The sequence below is a fragment of the Natronosalvus sp. KLKA75 genome (assembly GCF_059736265.1).
Genome location: NZ_CM185522.1, coordinates 1,765,137 through 1,784,095 on the forward strand (window position 1 = coordinate 1,765,137; position 18,959 = coordinate 1,784,095).

An 18,959-nucleotide genomic window follows, 5' to 3' on the forward strand; every position below is an offset into this window, starting at 1 on the left:
CGGTCGCATATCGTCTGATATCGTATCCGGCTACCGTCACTGGAGGAGGCGTACGCACCGAGCGGTTACCGCTGCAGGCCCAACGGCCGTGATCCGACTATGTCGACCAGCCCCGATTCACACGCAGTCCTCATCGCCTCATCGACGGACGCCGAGGCGCTCGTCGAAGAACTCGCCGACGGTCTCGACCGTCCGGTTCGAACCGTTGCCTCGAGCGAGGCGTGTCGTCGGCTCCTCGAGGACGGCGCCGAGCAGTTTCCGGTGGTCGTCGTCTTCGCTCGCGACGAGTCGTGGGTTCGGTCGATGCTCGAGTCACTGACGGACGGATTTGACCGTCGACGAACGATCGTCGTCTCGCCAGAAGGATCCGACCAGATCGCGACCGCCGCGATCCGGGGCGGTGCCGACGATTACGTTCCCACGACGTCACTCGGGGCGATCGACGACCGGGTAGAGACCCACTGGGAGCGCGCTCTCGAAGACACCGGCTCGCCCCGTCCCGTCACGACGGCTGCCGAGTTGCTCGCGACGACGTTGCCCGATGAGGTCTTCGTGATCGGAGCGGACGGAACCTACCTCGACGCGAACGTCCGACCCGATGCAGCCGACCTCTACACAATCGCTTCGACAGAGTTCGTCGGACAGACGTTGTGGGACGCGTTTCCGGACCCGCAGGCGAATCGCTTACACGAGGCGGTCACGGCAGCTCTCGAGAACGACGCCATCGAACACGTCGAGTACGAGACGAACACAACTGAAGGCGTGCGGCTGTACGAGGCGCGTGTCGCCCCGATCGACCTGCGCTCGGCCGATCAGCGAGCCGTGATCTGGCTGGCGCGCGACGTCACCGAACGGGCGAATAGGGAGGAAGCGCTTCGACAGCGCCGGGATCAACTCGAGTTGCTCAACCGGATCAACGCCGTCGTCCGGCGTATCATCGAGACGCTCGTCGAAGCGCCGACGCAGTCAGCCGTCGAGGACGCCGTCTGCGAACAGCTCGTCGCCTCCGATCTCTACTGCGGGGCGTGGATCTCTCGACCCTCCGGGAACGACGACGTGGTCTACCAGACGGGGTGTGGCGACGTCGAGTCCTATCTCGAGCGAATCCAGGAGATTGACCTCGACGCAGATCCCGACCGGCCTATCGTCCGTGCGATGCGGGAGAGCTCGATTCAGTCGAGCAACAACCTGTCAGAACGTTCGAGCCTACCCAATCCTCTCAAAGAGGCTGCCCGCGAACACGGCATCGAATCGGCCCTGGCGGTCCCGCTCGCCCACGGTGACAGCGTGTACGGCGTACTGACCGTACTGGCTCGTCGAGCGGACGCGTTCGGCGAGCGCGAAGAGGACGCCTTTCGGCTCCTCGGCGAGACGATCGGCTTCGCCATCAATGCGATCAAGAACCGCCGGCTGCTGTTCGCCGATTCCGTGACGGTCCTCGAGTTCCGGATCGAGGGCGGCGACTCGTTCTCGTTCGACCTCTCAACCCAGTACGACTGCACGTGTACCCTCGAGTGGTCGGGAGCGACGGCCGCCGGTCGAACCTACCAGTACGTGACGGTCGAGGGACTCGACGGGACGACGGTGCACGACGAGGCGACCGCCCATCCCACTGTCGAGGAGTGTCGGCTCATCCACGACGGCGACGACCAGGCAACGATCGAGATCCGACTCTCGGAATCCGCGGTTCGAACGCTCACCGGATACGGGGCAACGGTGCGCGACGTCATCGTTGAGGACGGCGTCGGGCACCTGACGGCCGAGGTCTCCCGGGAGACCGATACGCGCGAGATGGTCGAGGCGATGAAGCGGATCTACACACAGACCGAACTCGTCTCCAAACGCGAGGCCGACCGGCCGGTGATGACCGCCCGCGACCGACGCAATCGAATCGCCGACCGGCTCACGGATCGCCAGCTCACAGCGCTTCGACTGGGATACTACGGCGGCTACTTCGACTGGCCGCGCGGAAGTACAGGCGAAGAGATCGCCGAATCGATGGGAATCGCCGCGCCGACGATGCACCAGCACCTCCGGCGGGGCTTACAGGAAATTCTCCGGGACTTCTTCGACGAAGACGGGACCGACTAGGCGGAGCGACCGACCTCGAGCACCGGAACCACCACGGAATCGATTCCCCCGGAGGCGATGGCGTCGGCGACCGCGTCGAGTTCGTCGTCCAGGACGCGGTCGTCCTTGAGCGGCGGGACGAACTGCCCGACGTGCTCGTAGAGCGCTCCAGTTCCGCTCCCGAGGGCGGCGGCCGTCGCCGCTCGATCGGCCGTCGGCGCGAGGACGTCGACGTCCTCGGCGTTGCCGACGTAGTCGGCCGCCTGCGTCGCACAGACCGCCTCGGTCGCCACGATCCGACGGACGTTCTCGAGCACGCGCCGGGCGTTCAGCGCCGACTGCGAACTCATGCTGACGTGATCCTCCTGGCCGCCGCTGACCGGCGTGTTGTCGCTCGAGGCCGCGCCAATCGATCGGCACTCGTTGAGGAGGGCGGCAGCGGTGTACTGGGCGATCATGTAGCCCGACTGCAGGCCGCTCTCGGGGGCGAGAAACGGCGGCAGGTGATCCTCCTGGAGGTTCGGATTGAGGATACGATCGATCCGGCGTTCGGCGATCGCTCCCAGGTCGGTCAGTGCGAGGCGGGCGTACTCGAGGCGAAGGGCGAGTGGTTGGCCGTGGAAGTTTCCCCCGGAGATGACGGCCGCGCGGTCGGTTCCGGAGGCGCGGTCGTCCGCGTCTGCGGCCGAGAAGACGAGCGGGTTGTCGGTCGCGCTGTTGAGTTCGACCGTCACGGCCTCCCGGAGGTGGGCGATCGCGTCGCGGACGGCCCCGTGGACCTGCGGGAGACACCGCAGGGAGTAGGCGTCCTGAACGCGGTCGCAGTTTCGGTGTGCCTCGACGACGTCGCTGTCGGCCGTCAGCGCGCGAACCGCCGCGGCGCTTCGTTGCTGGCCTGCGTGGGGCCGTACGTCGTGAATGGCCGCGTCGGACGTGGCCGTCGTCCCCAGCGTCACCTCGGTCGTGAGCGCGCCCGCGGCGTCTGCAGCCCGGAGCAGCCGTTCGCCGTCGACGACGACCATTGCGGCCAGTCCGACCGTCAGCTGGGTGCCGTTGATCAACGCGAGCCCCTCCTTCGGCGCGAGCGACAGGGGCTCGAGCCCGACCGCCTCGAGGGCCACGTCGCCGTCGACGCGCATCGGCCCCCCGTCGTCCTGGAGGATCGCCTCGCCCTCGCCGATGAGGACCAGCGAGAGATGAGCGAGCGGGGCGAGGTCGCCACTGGCGCCGAGGCTCCCGCGAGAGCGGACGACCGGCTGGACGTCCTCGTTGAGCAGCGCCACGAGGTGATCGACCACGACCTCGCGCACGCCCGAGTAGCCCGCGACTAACGCGTTGACCCGCGAGACCATCATCGCCCGGACCTCCTCGCGGGTACACTCTCGACCCGCGCCGGCGGCGTGGCTCCGCAGGAGGTTGGTCTGGAGGCGTTCGATCTGGTCCGGCGGGATCCGCTCGTCGACCAGCTCGCCGAATCCCGTGTTGAGGCCGTAGACGGGCTCGCCACTCTCGATCACGTCCTCGACGCGCTCGCGGGAGACGCGAACGCGCTCGCGGGCGTCCGCCGTGATCGTCACGGGGGCAGCGTCTCGAGCAACGGCGACGACGTCCTCGGGGGTGAGCGATCGGCCGTCGAGTTCGACGGGGGCGCTGTCAACGTCAGTCATGCTGGCCTCCGTCCCGCCGTCCTCCGTTCGTTCGTGGACCACCTGCACACGAGCGCACAACCGTCCTTTCCGTCCGCCGTAAACGGTCGACCACATGCCAAAGACCGCGATCATCGTTCTCGCTGGCACCGAAGCACCGTCCGACCTCGGTCGCGTCGTCAACGCCCTCCAGACCGCCAAGGAGTTCGACGACCACGGCGACGAGATTGAACTCATCTTCGACGGCGCCGGAACCCAGTGGGTTCCCGAACTCGCCGACGAGGACCACGATTATCACGCCCTCTACGACGCCGTCGAGCACCACGCGCAGGTCTGCTCGTACTGCGCCGACGCATACGACGTCGACGACGAGGTCGAGGACGAACCCGTCGAGGCGGTCGCGGAGTTCGAGGGACATCCGAGCGTCCGGTCCCTCGTCGCCGACGGCTACGAAATCATCACCTATTGATTCGAACGGGTCCTCCCCGTTCGTGCAACCGCACTCGAGCGCAGCGACGCTCACGACGAACGCACCTCCTCGAGCGCCGTGCCGTTGTCCACGACGACCTGCCCTCGCTTCAGCACCGTCTCCACCGCCGTCGTGTCGAACCGGTAGGCGAGGTGGGCGTAGCGCGGCGCCTCGAGCACGAGTGCGTCCGCCGGAGCGCCGACCGCCAGGGTGCCCGTCCCGTCCGTCACGCCGACCGCTCTGGCCGCGTTCCTGGTCGCACCCAGCAGTGCCTCTGCGGGCGTCATGCCCATCTCGACGCACGCGAGCGTCTGGACGAACTCCATGCTCCGTGAGTGGCAGTTCGGGTTGAAGTCGGTCGCGATTGCCACCGGAGCGCCGGCCTCGACCATCGCCTCGGCGTCGGCGTAGGCCTCCCCCAGCCCGAACGCGGTGCCGGGGAGAAGGACGGGAACCGTTCCGGCCTCGACGAGCGCGTCCACGTCCTCGCGGGTTGCATAGAGCAGGTGGTCCGCGCTCGCGGCCCCGAGGTCGGCCGCGAGTTGCGTCCCGCCCAGGTGGGACAGTTCCTCGGCGTGGACCTTCGGCTCGAGGCCGTGTTCGAGACCGGCCTCGAGCACCCGCCGCGACTGCTTGACGGAGAACGCGCCTTCCTCGCAGAAGACGTCGCAGAAACGGGCGATTCCCTGTTCGGCCACTGCGGGTAGTTGGTCGTCGACGACGGATTCGACGTAGTCGTCGGCGTCGGCGCCCTCCGGAACCGCGTGGGCGCCGAGGTAGGTCGGCACGAGGTCGACGGAGTGGCGCTCGTTCGCGGCGTCGATGGCCTCGAGCATTCGCAACTCGGTCTCGGTCTCGAGTCCGTAACCGGACTTGACCTCGACGGTCGTCGACCCGTGGGCGAGCATGACGTCGAGGTGGTCGAGCAAGTTCTCGACGAGGCGTTCGAGGCTCGCCTCGCGCGTTGCTCGTACGGTTCGGAGGATGCCGCCGCCCTGCGCGAGCAGCTCCTGGTAGCTCGTCCCCTCGAGTTTGGCCTCGAACTCGTCGGAGCGGTCCCCGGCGAAGACCGCGTGGGTGTGTGGGTCGACGAATCCGGGAACGACGGCCCGGCCGCTCGCGTCGACGGCCGTGTCGGCGTTCTCTGGTGGGTGTTCTCGAACGATGTCGTCCGTGGGACCGACGGCGATGACCTCGCCGTCGACAGCGACGAACGCGCCGTTCTCGACGGTCTCGAGGGTCGATCCGTCGTCCGCGCTTCCGTTCCGGTTTCCATTTCCGTCCTGGCTCGCGGCTTCGTCCGCTGTCGGGCCGACCACCAGTTCGCTCGCGCCGTATACGACAGTGGTGTGGCCCTCGGACTCGAGATCTCCCGTATCGCGACTCACGCCGACCACCCCGCGAGCACGTGGGCGACGGCTCGAGCCGCCGCATCGCTCGTCATCCCCCCGCGGTCGAGCGGCGGCGCACACTCGACCACCTCAAACCCGGCGACGCGCTCGTCGGCCGCGATTCGTCGGAGGAGCGCGTACAGTTCGGTCGTCGTCAACCCGCCCGGCGTGGGCGCGCTCACGCCAGGTGCGAACGCCGCGTCGAGCACGTCCACGTCCAGGCTGAGGAGGATCCGATCGACGCCGGTCATCGCCTCGAGCGCTCGGTCCGACGCAGCCTCAAGGTCCTGGCGAACGGTTTCTGCGGTGACGACCGTTCCACCTTGCTCCTCGACGTACTCAGCATACGCGCTCGAGGTCTCGAAGTGACGCGCGCCGACGACGGCGAAGGCGTCTAGGCCGCGCTCGTGAAGTTGATAGTAGGGTGTGCCGCTCGAGGGGCCGTCGATCGGCTCCCGGCAGTCGAGGTGGGCGTCGAGGCTGACGACGCCGACGGAGCCGTCGGCGAGCAAGGGCGAGACGTTCGCCACGGTCAGGGAGTTGTCGCCGCCGAGGAAGACGGGGCGAGCGCCGATCTCGTAGACGGCCTTGGCGGCCGTTTCGGTTCGGTCCTGGACGGTCGAAACGTCGGTGTCGGGGAGTTCGAAATCGCCGAGGTCACCGATTGGGGCGACTGAGCCGTTCGAGCCGATTGGGGCAACTGAACCCACCTCGAAGTGGTGGGTCTTCACGCCGGCCATCGACTCCCGTATCGCACGCGGCCCCTCCCGGGCGCCGCGACGACCGATGACGGCAACGTCGGAGGGCTCCCCGACCAGCACGGCGTCGTACTCGTCGGCGTTCTCGAGGCCAATCGCCTCGACTACGTCGCCGAACGTCTCGTCGTTGGGATCGCTCGAGGGGCTCTCCCACTCAGTGACTCGAGTAAAGGCTGTCACCGCTCGTCACCACCCATCGGGATCGTGACGTCCGACTCGCGGGCTTCATCGAGCGCCTCGTCGTAGCCGGCGTCAGCGTGGCGCACGACGCCCATACCGGGATCGGTGGTGAAGACACGGCGGGCCTTCTCCGCGGCGAGGTCGCTCCCGTCGAGGACGACGTGGTTGTTCGCGTGGAGGGCGTTCCCGATGCCGACGCCGCCGCCGTCGTGGACGCTGACGATGTCGGCGCCCGCGGCGCAGTTCAGGAGGGCGTTGAGGATCGGCCAGTCGGCGACCGCGTCGGTCCCGTCGGCCATCGCCTCGGTCTCTCGGTTCGGGCTGGCGACCGAGCCGGCGTCGAGGTGATCGCGCGTGACGACGATCGGGGCCGAAATTTCGCCGTCGGCGACGAGGTCGTTGATCCGAAGGGCGAACCGCGCGCGTTCGGTGAGGCCATCCTCGTCGCGGCTGAACCCGAGCCAGCAGACCCGCGAGGGCAGCCCCTGGAACTCGACGTGCTCCTGGGCGAGGTCGATCCAGCGGGCGAGGTGTTCCTTCTCGGGGAACAGTTCGCGGACAGCATCGTCGGTACGGTGGATGTCCGCGGGGTCGCCCGAGAGTGCCGCCCAGCGGAAGGGCCCTTTCCCCTCGCAGAACAGCGGCCTGACGTAGGCGGGGACGAAGCCGGGGAAGTCGAACGGCTGCCGGTCGCTCGAGTCGGTGCCCGAGAGGGGCCACGGTCTTTCGCTCTCGTCGCCGTTGCCTGCGCCACCACCGCCGTTCGCGCCACGCCGATAGTCCTGGACCTGCCCTCGAATGTTGTTCCCGTACTCGAATGCGATGGCCCCCCGCTCCTGTAACTCGAGGATGCCGTCGACGTGGCGCTCCATCGTCGCGAGGCTCTCCTCGACGTACGTCTCGGGGTCTCGCTCCCGCAGGGCGTCGGCCTCCTCGACCGAGTAGCCAGCGGGGTAGTATCCCTCGAGTTCGTCGTGAGCGCTCGTCTGGTCGGTGATCACGTCCGGGACGAAGCCGCGCTTGAGCATCGACTCGAGCATGTCGGCGGCGTTCAGGTGGACGGCGACGCTGTAGGCCTCGCCGGCCTCTGCCGCTTCGTCGGCCCGTTCGATGGCCGTCTCGAGGTCGGGGGCACGCTCCTGACAGTAGCCCGTCTCGAGGCGGCGCTCGATCCGACGCTCGTCGACGTCGGCGGCGATGCAGACGCCGTGGTTCATCGTCACGGCCAGCGGCTGGGCGCCGCCCATGCCGCCGAGACCGGCGGTGACGACGATCCGCCTCTCGAGGCCCTCGCTTTCGGGGAAGTGCTGGCGGCCGAGTTCGGCCAGGGTCTCGTAGGTGCCCTGGATGATCCCCTGAGTCCCGATGTAGGCCCACGAGCCGGCGGTCATCTGCCCGTACATAATTTTTCCGCGAGCCTCGAGTTCGTGGAAGTGCTCCCAGTCGTCCCACTTGCCGACCAGGTTCGAGTTCGCGATGAGCACCCGCGGGGCACGCTCGTGGGTCGTGAACCGACCAACGGGTTTGCCGCTCTGGACGAGCAGGGTCTCGTCGTCGCCGAGGTCGCGCAACTGGTCACAGATCGCGTCGTAGGCGTCCCACGACCGGGCCGCTCGGCCGGTGCCGCCGTAGACGACGAGCGACTCCGCGTCCTCGGCCACCTCGGGGTCGAGGTTGTTGTTCAGCATGCGGAACGCCGCTTCCTGGCGCCAGCCGCGACACTCGAGATCGATGCCGGTCGGAGCACCTCGATAGGATCGCCACTGCTCACTCGGGTCGCCGATGCCGTCCCACTCGGTCGACGTGTCCTGGTCACGCTCGATGTTCGAAGACGAGTCTGCCATACGTACGCACACGGTCCGGGCCGGCAAGTGTTTCGAGTAGCCATACGCCGGGTATTATATATGTAGCCAGCCTCGGGCTGACCGTGCACGAAGCGACGTTCCGCCTCGCCGGGTCCGGATCCTACGACGAGATCACGGCCGCGTTCGACGCCCGGCTCTCCCTGTGGTGTAACGACCACAGCGACCTGTTGCTCCTCGAGTGCGAGACCGGTCGTCTCGAGGCAGTCCTCGAGGCCGTCGACGAGTTCGCCGGGATCGACGACGCCATCGTCGACGGAGACGAGGCCGTGGCCGTCACCGGGAACTGCGTCAAGGCGCTCGAGACCGCGGTCGTCGACGCCGTCCTGGACGACCACGGCTGCCTCCTGTTGCCGCCGATTCGATACGCCGACGGAGCGCGGTCGATTCGCCTCCTGGCGCTAGAGTCCGCCCACCTCACCCGCTGTTATCACGACCTGCTCAAGGACTTCGACGTGACCGTCGAGTCGAAGCGGGACCTCTCCTTCGACAGTCTCGACCGCAACCGGACGCCGGACGGGATTGGCGAGCCGTTGCCGGCGCTCTCGCGAAGACAGCGCCAGGTGTTCGCCGCAGCCTACGAGCGCGGGTACTACGAGATTCCTCGGGAGACGTCGATGGCGGCCATTGCCGAGTCGGTAGGCATCGATCGGCGTACCGCCGACGAACACCGTCGGCAGGCCGAGCGGAAAATTCTGGAATCGGTCGCCGAGCGGTACCTCGAGTAGCCCGTTTTGTCCATCGGTTCGCTCCTCGAGCGGCGATTATCTACTTCACACACGATCATCGCCGCCGACGGCTACGTTGTCGCTAGATTCCAGGTGTCGGTATCGGTTAAACTATAAAATGTATAGCTATAACGTGCGCCATCGCTGTTGTCCGACTACTGGTGACCGACCACCACTGTCCTACCGTCAGTTACCGACCACCAGTTTCCGGCCACCGAAGGCCGACACACCGCGGACCTCGTTTCGAACGCGAGTATCTCGCTCGAGCCGATCAAGCACGGTAGCCGTACCCTATCGATCAGGACTGCTCGAACGTGATCGGACGCCCCTCCTCGCCCGACCGGTAGATCGAATCGATGACCCGCTGCACCGCGAGCGCCTCCTCGACGCTCGCGGCGACGTCGTCGTCCCGGCCTTCGACCGTCGCCAGGAAGGCCCGCTGTTCGTCCGAGTGCGCGTCGTTCGCCGCCGGCTCGAGCGTCGAGTCCACGAAGTGGTTCGGCCCGTCCGGACTCGCGGAGTGGATCGTCACCTGGTCTTCCAGAAGGTCGAATCGGGCGGCAGCCTCGGTCCCCTGGACGACGAACTCGTGGGTCGGCGGGCGGTTCGTCGCCCAGGCGACCTCGAGCGAGATGGTCCGGTCGTCCGCACAGCGGACGAACGCGCTGGCGGAGTCGTCCACGTCGAACCCCTCCGGCCCGGCGTCGTCCCCCCACATCTCGAGGTAGGCGTACTCCTCGCGGGAGCCGAACTCGCTTCTCGTGACCCCCGAGACGTCGCTGACGACGGGATGGTCGAGCAGGTAGAGCGCGAGGTCGATGGCGTGGACGCCGAGGTCGATCAGCGCGCCGCCACCGGCGATGTCTCGACGGGTGAACCAGGAGCCGCGGCCGGGAACGCCTCGTCGGCGGACGTAGTTCGCCTCGACGTGGGTTATCTCGCCCATGTCGCCGCGTTCGATCCGGTCGGCGACGAGCCGAACGGCGTTTCGAAACCGGTTGTGGAAGCCGACCGTACAGGTGCCTGCGCTCTCGCTCGCCGCCGCGGCGATGCGCTCGGCACTCTCGAGGGAGTGCGCCAGCGGCTTCTCGAGCAGGACGTGCAGGTCGTGCTCGAACGCGTCGACCGCGTACTCCTCGTGGAACCGATTGGGTGTGGTGATCACGACTACGTCGACCGCGTCGTAGAGCGCGTGGTGATCGTCGTATGCGTCAACGCCGTAACGTTGGGCGAACCGGTCGCGCGCCTGCGTCGAGACGTCCATACCGCCGACGAGGTTGGCGCCGAGTTCCTGGAGGCGGTCGGCGTGGTACTGGCCGATGTTGCCGCAGCCGACGATTCCGGCTCGGATAGGTGTCTCGTCGGTCATCGATTCAGTACAGTTGCTCCTCGCGCTCGGTTCGTTCGCGTTCCTGCTCTCGACGCTGTTCGCGTTTGGCGCGTCCGCGGCGGTACTGCGCGATGCCCGGAAGAATCCTGTTCTTGACGTCGAGGGCAAACGAAACGATCCCGTAGATCCAGAAGAAAAACAGGATTGTCAGCCCACTGTAGTAGACCACCGGAATCAGGCTACTCACGTCGACCACCCGATTCGGAGTCGGCTCGAGCGACGTCGGCAGCCCCCGGCCCGGCCCCGGCTTCGGATTCTGCTTCGGTCCCGGCTCCGGACGTGGCGTGAGCCAGCGACTCGATCCCGTGAGCGATCGCGTTCCCCGTCCCGGTATCGAACAGGTGCACCTTCGACCGGTCGAGCACCACCGAAATCGACTGATCTTCGTCGATGTCCGTGTCCGGATCGACGCTCATCAGGAGCTGGTTCGAGGCCGCCGACGCCTCGTCGCTCGTCATCATCTCGGTGCCCGCGTCGTCGAGCGACAGGTAGACGAAGATCTGATCGCCCATCGGCTCGAGGACGTCCGTCCGGGCCTCGACGACCTCGGAGGCGCTGGTCGCCGAGTCGGCGTTCTCGGTCAGGTAGATGTCTTCGGGCCGGACTCCCATCGTGATCGCCTCGCCCGACGGGACGTCGATCGCGCTGGCGTCGAACTCGAGGTCGAAGTGGTCGGTCGAGAGTCCCCCGGCGGTGATCTCTCCTTCGACGAAGTTCATCGACGGCGAGCCGATGAAGCCAGCGACGAACCGGTTGGCAGGTTCGTTGTAACAGACCAGCGGCGGATCGATCTGCTGGAGTTCGCCTGCGTTGATGACAGCAATGCGGTCGGACATGGTCATCGCCTCGGCCTGGTCGTGGGTGACGTAGATGATCGTCGTCTCGAGCTGTTTGTGCAACCGTTGTAACTCGGTCCGCATGTGGACTCTGAGCTTGGCGTCGAGATTCGCCAGCGGTTCGTCCATCAGGAAGACGTCCGGTTCGCGGACGATCGCCCGTGCGATCGCTACCCGCTGTTGCTGTCCGCCCGAGAGCTCGTTGGGTTCGCGCTCGAGCATGCCCTCGAGCTGGACGATGTCGGCGGCCTGGTCGACCCGGCGGTCGATCTCGTCCTTGTCGTACTTCCGGAGTCGAAGGCCGAACGAGATGTTCTCGTAGACGTTCATGTGCGGGAACAGCGCGATGTTCTGGAAGACCATCGACACCCCGCGATCCTTCGGTGGGAGTTTCGTGACGTCCCGGTCCCCGATGTGAATCGTCCCCTCCGTGGGCTTCGTGAGGCCGGCGATGGTCTCCATCGTCGTCGACTTCCCACAGCCCGAGGGGCCGACGAGGCAGACGAACTCCCCGTCTTTGATCTCGAGGTTCATGTCGTCGACCGCGGTGACGTCTTCGTAGCGTTTCGTGACGTGTTCGAGTGTTACGCGTGCCATTGGTGGTGAATTGTGGTAGTGGTGGTCATTCCTTGAGCGCGCCGGCGGTCAGTCCGCTGACGATGCGTTCCTGGGCGACGATAACGAGGACGACGACGGGGAGGACCCCGACGATGCTCGCGGCCGCCATCAGGTTGAAGTCGGTCGTGTACTGGGTCTGGTAGCTCAGGATGCCGCCGACCAGCGGCGACCAGTTCTGGGGCTGGTTCTCCAGCGCCATGATCGAACTGAAGAAGTACTCGTTGTAGACCGAGATGAACGTCAACACGGCCGCGGTCGCGATTCCGGGGGCCGACAGCGGCATGATCACCCTGAACAGCGCCCCCAGCCGGGTCGTCCCCTCGACGCGCGCGGCATCCTCGAGCCCGTCGGGAATCTGGGCGTAGAACGTCGTCAGGATGAAAATCGCCAGCGGCAAGAACAGCGCGCTGAACGGCATGATCATCGACCCCGGCGTGTTCACGAGTCGGGGCGACTGGAACAGTTCGACGCCCAGGAACGGGATCACGACCGCGTTCCCGAGGAAGGCGTCGAACAGCGGGATCAGGAACGCTGCCGGCGGGAAGTACGAGATCACCAGCACCGCGAGCATGAGCGCCCCGCGGCCGGGGAACTCGAGACGCCCGAAGACGTAGCCAGCGAGCGTCGCGACGGCGAGGACGATGATCGTGGTCGTCGTCGCCAGCACGAAGCTATTGAAGACGAAGAGATGGAAGGGAACCTCCTGGAACACTTCGACGAACGCGGTGACGTTGAACCCCTGCGGGTGCGGGAACTCGAGCCCGATCACTGGCAGTGACCAGTCGCCCGTGAGGATCTGGCTGTTCGGCGTCAGCGCGAGCACGAGCAGCCAATAGAACGGGAACAGCGTCGTCACGAGGAAGAACGCGCAGGCAGTCCAGAACAGCGCCCGGTAGAGGCGTTGGCGCTTTTCTTCCTCCTCGAGGACACCGCGCGTCCAGCGACCGAGTGGCCCCTGCTTGCGTTCGCGGCCGTCGGCAGCGTCCGTCGCGTCTGGTTCCACTTCCGGTTCCGTCGTGGATGGCGTCGCCATGTCAGATCCCACCCTCCTTGTACTGCTGGTAGATGACGCCGATTACGGCCACGCCGATGATGCCAGCGGTCACGAACGCGACCGCGGAGGCGAGCCCCCGACTCGAGTAGAACGTCTCGACGACCATGCACGACAGCGAGGGGACGGTCGTACAGCTCGAGACGGAGTCGATCAGCCCGTAGACGCGCATGGCGTCGATCGTCCGGAAGAGGACGGCGATGCCGAGCGCCGGGAGGACGAGTGGGAACGTGATGAGCTTGAACTGCTGCCACCGCGTGGCGCCCGACACCTTCGCGACGTCGTAGAGGCTCCGATCGATGCTCTGGAGTCCGGCGAGGATGAGCAAGGCCATGAACGCCGTCGTCTTCCAGATGTCGGCCACGGTGACGATCAGGAACGCACTCGGAGGATCGTTGAGCGTGTTCGTCGGGGCGACGATGCCGACCGACGAGAGGTACTGGGTCAGGAACCCGGTGCTCGGGTGGAACATCAGGTAGAAGATCATCCCCTGGATGACGAGCGGAATCGCCCACGGGATGATGATCGCCGCGCGGACCCACCGACGGCCCCGGAAGTCCTTGTCCAGGACGAGCGCCTGGCCGAATCCGATGATCGTCTCGAAGAAGACGCTGATAACCGCGAAGAGGACTGTCACGACGAGCGTGCTGCGCGCCCAGCCCTCGACGTGAACGAACGGGAAGTTCCCGCTCGTGGTTACATCGGGGAGGAAGGTAACCGAACCGGGGAGACGCGGGTTCGCGTCGCCGCTGAACAGGTCGACGTAGTGCTGGAGGCCGACGAACTCCTGCTCCGAATTGCCCAGAATGCCCGTGTACATCGACAGCTCGAACGTTCGCAACAGCGGGTAGAGCGCGATCGTCCCGAGCAGGACGAATACGGGGGTCAACAGGAGGTACGCGAACGCGGTCTCCCCGAGGTTCTCGAGCCACCGCGTAGCCGCGACGAACGGTCCCGATCGCCGCGATTCTCGAGCGGTCCCGGCCGCCTCTCCTTCGGTGCTCATTGTGAGGATTCGATGTCCTCGATGGAGGTCTGGAGTTCGGCGGCGGCCTCCTCGGGGCTCTTCTGGCCAGCGACGGCCTGGTTAGCCTGTTCCGCGATCGCGTTTGCCTGGGAAGGCCACTCCGTGGTGACCGGTCGGGGCATCGCTCCCTCGCCAGCGACCTGAAGCGTGTTCATGTAGTTGGCCACGACGCCGACGGCGTCGGGGTCGGTCGCCTCCTCGGAGTCGAAGAGTTCCGGTTTCGGCGGTAGCCACGCGATGGCCTCGAGCATGCCGAGATTGAAGTCGTCCTCGGTCATGGCAGTGAGTACCTCCACCGCCTCTTCCTTTTTCTCGGTATTGGGGTTCATGCAGATGTGCCACCCGCCCTGTGCAGAGGTCGAGCCACCGGTTCCCGGGTGGGCGCCTTCGCCATCTTCGACGGCGTAAGGGATCGGCATCACGCCGAGGTCGTCCTGGTCCTCGAAGTCGTAGTCCCCGCTGAGCGTTTCGACGATCGAGTACGGCCAGTTGCGGTGGAACGCGGCTTGCCCCTCCGTGAACGGCGAGAGTGCCGGGTTCTCCGTCCACTGGGTAATGTCTGGCGACGCGACCCCGGTCGGGTAGTCGTCGAGTGTGTACTCGTCTTCCTCCTGAGCGGCGAGCGTGTACACCATGCTGAGGGCCTCGATGAACTCCGGTTCGTCGATGGTGACCGGGCGGTCGCCGACCGGGCCGCCCAGGTTCTCCTCGCCGCCGAAGTACGCGCCGCCGAAGGACGTCATGACCTCGTTGAGCGTACAGCAGGCGGTCCCCTCGTAGATGTCCCACTGGGTCGAGAAGCCGAACTCGGCGTTCGACGCCTCGGTGACCTCCTGGGCCGTCTCGGCCCACTCCTGCCAGGTCATCGGCTCGGTCTCCCATTGTTCGAAGTCGTCGTCGGAGTAGCCGGCTTCACGCGCGTACTCCTTGTTGTACAGCATGACCGCGTAGTCCGGGAACAGCGGGATTCCGTAGAGGTCGCCACTCTCGGTATCGCGGACGGTGTTGGTGAACGCCTCGAAGTAGTCGCTGTCGATCCGGTCAAGGGTGTCGTCGTCGAGTTCCTCCGAGAGGTTGGCGATGTAGCCCTGTTCGATGAATACGTTCGCCCACCCCGTGTCCATCATGAACAGGTCGGGGCTGGACTCCTCGGCCTCGAGCAACGAAATGTACTTATCTCGCTGCGCGCCGGAGTCGTCCTCCTGGGAACTGAAGTCGATTTCGACATCGTCGCTCAGCCCGTTTTCGTGGAGCAGGTCCGGCAGGTTGTCCTCGATGTCCGAGATGGTCGTCGATCCCATCGCGATCGTGATGGTGTCCCCGGAGCCGCCATCGCTTTCGTCGCCGTAGATACACCCTGCGAGACTCACCGCGGCCCCGCTCGCCCCCGCTGCTTTCACGAACGTCCGACGCGAGACGCTCGAGTCGATTCCGTCGCTCCCCTGTGAGTTTCTCTCACTCATAGAAGGAGATAACAATGTCGTTCGTATTTATAACTACTGGATCAGGTACAACAGGTGTTGTAAATGAAGCGAAGACAGTCGTCGAGCGGTACGAGTGCTGGAGAAGACATCGTTTGCGGCACACTCACCGGCCCGAGGCGGCGGGTTCGACGCGACGACGTTACTCGACAATAGCACCCGAACGTAGTAACTATTCGTGAAAAGGTAATACTTCATATATTCATCAGGCACTCGAGTCGACCGTGATACGAGTCGCCTCGAGGTCCTCGAGCATCGCGCCCCAGCCACCGACGGTAACGGGTCCGTCCTCGGTCTCGAGGGTGATCGACGCCTCGCCCGCGAGTTGTGCCAGCGGGGCCGGGTGATCGGCTTCCGTCGTGACACCCGCGTAGGTGGCGTCCGTCACCGTCCCGGACCGGGTGACCTCCAGTCCCGAACCGGTCTCGATTCCCTCGACCGTCGCCTCGATCGCCACCCCGTCCTCGAGCAGGGGGATGACGTCACGCAGGCAGTGCCGGAGGTCGACGTAGGTGACGGGGAACTCGTCGTTCCGGGCCGAGTAGATCGTCTCGTGGACCTCCCAGAGGCTGGTCAGGAAGTACCAGTGGAAGACGAAGGTGTGCGTCCGGTCGTTGACGATGACGCCGTACTCGTTCGTCGAGTACCCGTGCGGGGAGAAACACGTCCAGGACCGATCGACGAGCGCGACGAACGGCGAGGGGATCGGTCGACGCCGGGCCTCCGTACAGGTTCGCGCCAGCGACTCCATCGACGGGAGGTCCATCTCGGCGTCGACCGACGGGAACAGACACACCTTCACGTCGGCGCCCCGTTCGAGTGCCGCCGCGAGTGCGTCCTCGAGTTCGTGGTACTGCTCGACCGTCAGGCCGACTTGCACCTGCGTCGTCGCCTCCCGGATCAACTCCTCGGCCTGTGTCAGCACCGTGTCGAGTCGCTTGACGATGCTGACTTTGTGGTCCTCGATATCGGGCCGGTTCCAGCGCTCTTCAATCTCCGTGGCGGCCGTCTCGAAGCGACTCGCCCGCGAGCGAAGGTCGGCGAGGACCTCATCCGGGTCGTGGGCGCGGGCGTGCAAGCTGTCCTGTTCGTAGGTTTCGATGTATCCGTCGTCCTCGAGTCCGCGCAGGACGTCGTAGATTCGCGGATCGGGGACGGAGCTGGCGTGGGCGATGTCGGTTGCCGACGCAGCGCCCAGTTCGAGCAGCGTCACGAAGGCGTCGGCCTGGTACGGCGAGAGGCCCGCGTCCTCGAGCGTCGCGATCAGTTCGTCACCGTCCATGTCGAACCACCAGCCCGCTTGACTGTGGAGGGCGCACGTTCATTCCAGTCGACGTATAACACCCGTTGTAAAAAGCCTGTCTCCAGCGCCACACTCAAGCCGTCCCACCAGAAATTGCCCCGCATGGCTTCGCTTCTCGAGCGCGTTCGACGCCCGGAGTACACCGGGGAGAATCGCTGCTGGCCGTGTACGGTGACCAACGTCGTGCTGCTCGTCGTGGCGGTCGGCGTCCTCGCTCTCAGGGGGCGGCGACGGACCGCGGTGGTGGTCGCGACTGCTGGCGTCGCCGGGATCGGCCTCCGGGGCTACCTCGTTCCGTACACGCCGCACTTGGCACCGAAGCTCTTCGCCAGGCTACCGGTCGATCCGTTCGGCCACGAGCATCGGGGCTCGACGACCGGATCGCTGGCCGACGCTGGCGGGCTCGGAACAGTCGAGGAATCTGGATCGACGACGAGTTCGACCGTGACCGCGGATGCGGCTGCGAACGCGAACGCGGGCACGGGCTCGGGCGATGACACCCCACCGGACGGGGAAGCGGTCCTCACCACGTTGCTCGAGGCCGGCGTCGTCGACGTCGAGGCCGAGGACGTGGTGCTCGACCCAGACTTCCGCGAGGACTGGCGTCGCGAGATGGCGTCGCTTCGTCACCTCGACCTCAAGGCGCTGGCCGACGTGGCCGACGAGGTGACGCCGTCCACGGTAGAGACGCGCACTCGCCGGCAGTGGGGGCGCCCCGTCGTCATCCTCGACCCGGCCGCTGGCGCGCCCGTGACGCTCCACCAGGGAGTCGCCGTCGCCGAACTCGCCGCGGCCCGCGCGCTCGAGGAACGAGTCGACGACGCGGTCGCTCGCGCCGCGGGGCGCCCCCTGCGGTCGCTCCTCGAGGAATGTCCGCTCTGTGGCGGCAAGGTGACGATCACGCGTGCGAGTTGCTGTGGCGAAGCGACCCCGGTCGGCAAGACGCCACAGGAAAAACTCGTCTGTCCGTCCTGTAACGTCCGCTTTTTCACCTACGAGTGAGCGGCCGAGTCGGGTACTCGCCCCGCAACTGAAAGGGACGGTTCCTACCCGGCATCCCCGTACGCCTCGCGCATCTTCCCCTCGAGTAACCCGTCCGGATCGAGGACGATGGTCACGAGTACGAACGGCTCGCTCACGTCGAGCACCCAGACCGAAAACGGCGCCTCGGTCGACTCGGCGGCGCGATCGAGCAAGGGCTCGAGGGGCTTCTCGCCGTCGCGAAACTCGGCGTAGAGGTCGCGCTGACCCGGCTGATCCGCGAAGGTGTAGACCACGCCGTTCGGGCGACCGTCGGTGTCGTGAATCACGCGGGCGTTCATCGCCTCGCCCGCTCGTCGGGCCTCCTCGAAACAGTGCTGGGCGGCCTGGAAGACGGGGGCGTCCGTCCGACGGAAGCGAAACCGGGTCGGCTCGAGAACCGTCCAGGAAGCGAGTCGAGGTTCGCCGTCGTCCCACTCGAGCGTCGCCTCGATCCGGTTACCGTGTTCGAGACCGGGGCCGTTTCGATCCGCGTCGTCGCCCGAATCGGGGTCGCCGTCCAGGTCGGGTCGCTCGACGTACGTCGGATCGGCCGTGTCGACCTCGAGGAGGAGCCACTCGTCCGCGGTTCGCCCCGGGAGGACGCGGGCCGTGGTCTCCGTGGTCTGGTTCATACGCGACACTCGCGGCTGTGGGGCGAAATAGGCTCCGTCTCGAGTGTGGAAAGCCATTCTCGGCGGGCCTCGGTCGGGCCGCTGACGCATCGTTTTTGCCCCTCGAGCCGATACCTCTGGTATGCAGTTCTGCGACAACTGCGGTTCGATGATGAAAGCCGATGGGGACCACATGGTCTGTACCAACGACGACTGCGGCGCGTCGACGGCTCGAGACCGGGAACAAGAAGCCTCGTTCGTCACGACCGAGTCCCAGACGTTCGACGACGTGATCGAGTCCGACGAGGAGGCGAACTTCGAGGGCAAGCCAATCGCGACGGACGTCCGCTGTGACGAGTGTGGCACTGAGGAGGCCTGGTACACGATCAAGCAGACGGCCTCGGCCGACGAGCCGCCGACGCGGTTCTTCAAGTGTACCGAGTGTGGGTACCGCTGGCGGGAGTACAATTGAGGGTCGAACTCGTCTCGAAAACGCTTCGCTAACGGGCTCGAAA

The 18,959-nt window shown here is 66.2% G+C and carries 17 protein-coding genes; 5 read left to right on the plus strand and 12 right to left on the minus strand.

What is annotated here, in order from left to right:
* Positions 1 to 99 precede the first annotated feature (99 nt).
* Entirely contained in the window at positions 100 to 2,091 is a 1,992-nt protein-coding gene (locus AC6I65_RS08475) for a bacterio-opsin activator domain-containing protein (protein ID WP_497901485.1), read from the plus strand.
* Here the strand turns inward: AC6I65_RS08475 and hutH are convergent.
* Entirely contained in the window at positions 2,088 to 3,737 is a 1,650-nt protein-coding gene (gene hutH, locus AC6I65_RS08480; RefSeq protein ID WP_497901486.1) for a histidine ammonia-lyase, read from the minus strand. The two genes, AC6I65_RS08475 and hutH, sit on opposite strands and share 4 nt — an antisense overlap.
* 94 nt (positions 3,738 to 3,831) lie before the next feature.
* Between hutH and AC6I65_RS08485 the strand changes: the two genes are divergently transcribed.
* Complete coding sequence (locus AC6I65_RS08485; RefSeq protein WP_497901487.1) at positions 3,832 to 4,185, plus strand: DsrE family protein; 354 nt, start codon at positions 3,832 to 3,834, stop codon at positions 4,183 to 4,185.
* A gap of 50 nt (positions 4,186 to 4,235) precedes the next feature.
* Here the strand turns inward: AC6I65_RS08485 and hutI are convergent, their stop codons facing one another.
* Genes hutI through hutU form a run of 3 tightly spaced genes read right to left on the minus strand, consistent with a single transcriptional unit; the run spans position 4,236 to position 8,358 of the window.
* Positions 4,236 to 5,582 carry an imidazolonepropionase gene (hutI, locus tag AC6I65_RS08490; RefSeq protein WP_497901488.1) on the minus strand — a complete coding sequence of 449 codons (1,347 nt, stop codon included), beginning with the start codon at positions 5,580 to 5,582 and terminating at the stop codon, positions 4,236 to 4,238.
* Positions 5,570 to 6,514 (minus strand): formimidoylglutamase, encoded by a 945-nt coding sequence (gene hutG / locus AC6I65_RS08495; protein ID WP_497901489.1) that lies wholly within the window; start codon positions 6,512 to 6,514, stop codon positions 5,570 to 5,572. The genes hutI and hutG overlap by 13 nt, the downstream gene beginning before the upstream one ends.
* A complete protein-coding gene (gene hutU, locus AC6I65_RS08500) occupies positions 6,511 to 8,358 on the minus strand; it encodes a urocanate hydratase (RefSeq protein WP_497901490.1) in 1,848 nt (615 codons plus the stop codon). Before hutU ends, hutG begins: the two co-directional genes overlap by 4 nt.
* A gap of 83 nt (positions 8,359 to 8,441) precedes the next feature.
* On the opposite strand from hutU, the gene AC6I65_RS08505 reads away from it, so the two are divergent.
* Positions 8,442 to 9,104 carry a helix-turn-helix domain-containing protein gene (locus AC6I65_RS08505; RefSeq protein ID WP_497901491.1) on the plus strand — a complete coding sequence of 221 codons (663 nt, stop codon included), beginning with the start codon at positions 8,442 to 8,444 and terminating at the stop codon, positions 9,102 to 9,104.
* Positions 9,105 to 9,402: 298 nt separating this feature from the next.
* On the opposite strand, the gene AC6I65_RS08510 is transcribed toward AC6I65_RS08505, so the two are convergent.
* The 7 genes from AC6I65_RS08510 to AC6I65_RS08540 all read right to left on the minus strand — a co-directional run bounded on the left by AC6I65_RS08510 (position 9,403) and on the right by AC6I65_RS08540 (position 16,789).
* Positions 9,403 to 10,473: a Gfo/Idh/MocA family protein gene (locus AC6I65_RS08510; protein ID WP_497901492.1), complete on the minus strand. Its 1,071-nt coding sequence runs from the start codon at positions 10,471 to 10,473 to the stop codon at positions 9,403 to 9,405.
* 4 nt (positions 10,474 to 10,477) lie between these two features.
* Complete coding sequence (locus AC6I65_RS08515; protein ID WP_497901493.1) at positions 10,478 to 10,681, minus strand: DUF8005 family protein; 204 nt, start codon at positions 10,679 to 10,681, stop codon at positions 10,478 to 10,480.
* Positions 10,674 to 11,927, minus strand: a complete 1,254-nt coding sequence (locus AC6I65_RS08520; RefSeq protein WP_497901494.1) for an ABC transporter ATP-binding protein — start codon at positions 11,925 to 11,927, stop codon at positions 10,674 to 10,676. Before AC6I65_RS08520 ends, AC6I65_RS08515 begins: the two co-directional genes overlap by 8 nt.
* 25 nt (positions 11,928 to 11,952) lie before the next feature.
* Positions 11,953 to 12,981 (minus strand): carbohydrate ABC transporter permease, encoded by a 1,029-nt coding sequence (locus tag AC6I65_RS08525; RefSeq protein WP_497901495.1) that lies wholly within the window; start codon positions 12,979 to 12,981, stop codon positions 11,953 to 11,955.
* A 1-nt stretch (position 12,982) separates the two neighbouring features.
* Positions 12,983 to 14,005 (minus strand): carbohydrate ABC transporter permease, encoded by a 1,023-nt coding sequence (locus AC6I65_RS08530; protein WP_497901496.1) that lies wholly within the window; start codon positions 14,003 to 14,005, stop codon positions 12,983 to 12,985.
* Positions 14,002 to 15,489: an extracellular solute-binding protein gene (locus AC6I65_RS08535; protein WP_497901497.1), complete on the minus strand. Its 1,488-nt coding sequence runs from the start codon at positions 15,487 to 15,489 to the stop codon at positions 14,002 to 14,004. Before AC6I65_RS08535 ends, AC6I65_RS08530 begins: the two co-directional genes overlap by 4 nt.
* A 223-nt stretch (positions 15,490 to 15,712) precedes the next feature.
* Positions 15,713 to 16,789 (minus strand): TrmB family transcriptional regulator, encoded by a 1,077-nt coding sequence (locus AC6I65_RS08540; protein WP_497901498.1) that lies wholly within the window; start codon positions 16,787 to 16,789, stop codon positions 15,713 to 15,715.
* Positions 16,790 to 16,912: 123 nt separating this feature from the next.
* Here AC6I65_RS08540 and AC6I65_RS08545 point away from each other — a divergent pair, with 123 nt between their 5' ends.
* Positions 16,913 to 17,812, plus strand: coding sequence for a DUF8054 domain-containing protein (locus AC6I65_RS08545; protein ID WP_497901499.1), 900 nt, complete (start codon positions 16,913 to 16,915; stop codon positions 17,810 to 17,812).
* A gap of 44 nt (positions 17,813 to 17,856) precedes the next feature.
* Here the strand turns inward: AC6I65_RS08545 and AC6I65_RS08550 are convergent, their stop codons facing one another.
* Positions 17,857 to 18,465, minus strand: a complete 609-nt coding sequence (locus tag AC6I65_RS08550) for a DUF6663 family protein (protein ID WP_497901500.1) — start codon at positions 18,463 to 18,465, stop codon at positions 17,857 to 17,859.
* Positions 18,466 to 18,586: 121 nt separating this feature from the next.
* On the opposite strand from AC6I65_RS08550, the gene AC6I65_RS08555 reads away from it, so the two are divergent.
* Positions 18,587 to 18,916: a transcription factor S gene (locus AC6I65_RS08555; RefSeq protein ID WP_497901501.1), complete on the plus strand. Its 330-nt coding sequence runs from the start codon at positions 18,587 to 18,589 to the stop codon at positions 18,914 to 18,916.
* Positions 18,917 to 18,959 lie beyond the last annotated feature (43 nt).

What these genes read in the sequence shown, in the direction of transcription:
- AC6I65_RS08545 (WP_497901499.1), top strand. Translation starts at nt 16,913, where the DNA reads ATGGCTTCGCTTCTCGAGCGCGTTCGACGCCCGGAGTACACCGGGGAG.
- AC6I65_RS08475 (WP_497901485.1), top strand. Translation starts at nt 100, where the DNA reads ATGTCGACCAGCCCCGATTCACACGCAGTCCTCATCGCCTCATCGACG.
- AC6I65_RS08535 (WP_497901497.1), bottom strand. Translation starts at nt 15,489, where the DNA reads ATGAGTGAGAGAAACTCACAGGGGAGCGACGGAATCGACTCGAGCGTC.
- hutH (WP_497901486.1), bottom strand. Translation starts at nt 3,737, where the DNA reads ATGACTGACGTTGACAGCGCCCCCGTCGAACTCGACGGCCGATCGCTC.
- AC6I65_RS08540 (WP_497901498.1), bottom strand. Translation starts at nt 16,789, where the DNA reads ATGGACGGTGACGAACTGATCGCGACGCTCGAGGACGCGGGCCTCTCG.
- hutU (WP_497901490.1), bottom strand. Translation starts at nt 8,358, where the DNA reads ATGGCAGACTCGTCTTCGAACATCGAGCGTGACCAGGACACGTCGACC.
- AC6I65_RS08485 (WP_497901487.1), top strand. Translation starts at nt 3,832, where the DNA reads ATGCCAAAGACCGCGATCATCGTTCTCGCTGGCACCGAAGCACCGTCC.
- AC6I65_RS08530 (WP_497901496.1), bottom strand. Translation starts at nt 14,005, where the DNA reads ATGAGCACCGAAGGAGAGGCGGCCGGGACCGCTCGAGAATCGCGGCGA.
- AC6I65_RS08520 (WP_497901494.1), bottom strand. Translation starts at nt 11,927, where the DNA reads ATGGCACGCGTAACACTCGAACACGTCACGAAACGCTACGAAGACGTC.
- AC6I65_RS08525 (WP_497901495.1), bottom strand. Translation starts at nt 12,981, where the DNA reads ATGGCGACGCCATCCACGACGGAACCGGAAGTGGAACCAGACGCGACG.
- AC6I65_RS08510 (WP_497901492.1), bottom strand. Translation starts at nt 10,473, where the DNA reads ATGACCGACGAGACACCTATCCGAGCCGGAATCGTCGGCTGCGGCAAC.
- AC6I65_RS08550 (WP_497901500.1), bottom strand. Translation starts at nt 18,465, where the DNA reads ATGAACCAGACCACGGAGACCACGGCCCGCGTCCTCCCGGGGCGAACC.
- AC6I65_RS08555 (WP_497901501.1), top strand. Translation starts at nt 18,587, where the DNA reads ATGCAGTTCTGCGACAACTGCGGTTCGATGATGAAAGCCGATGGGGAC.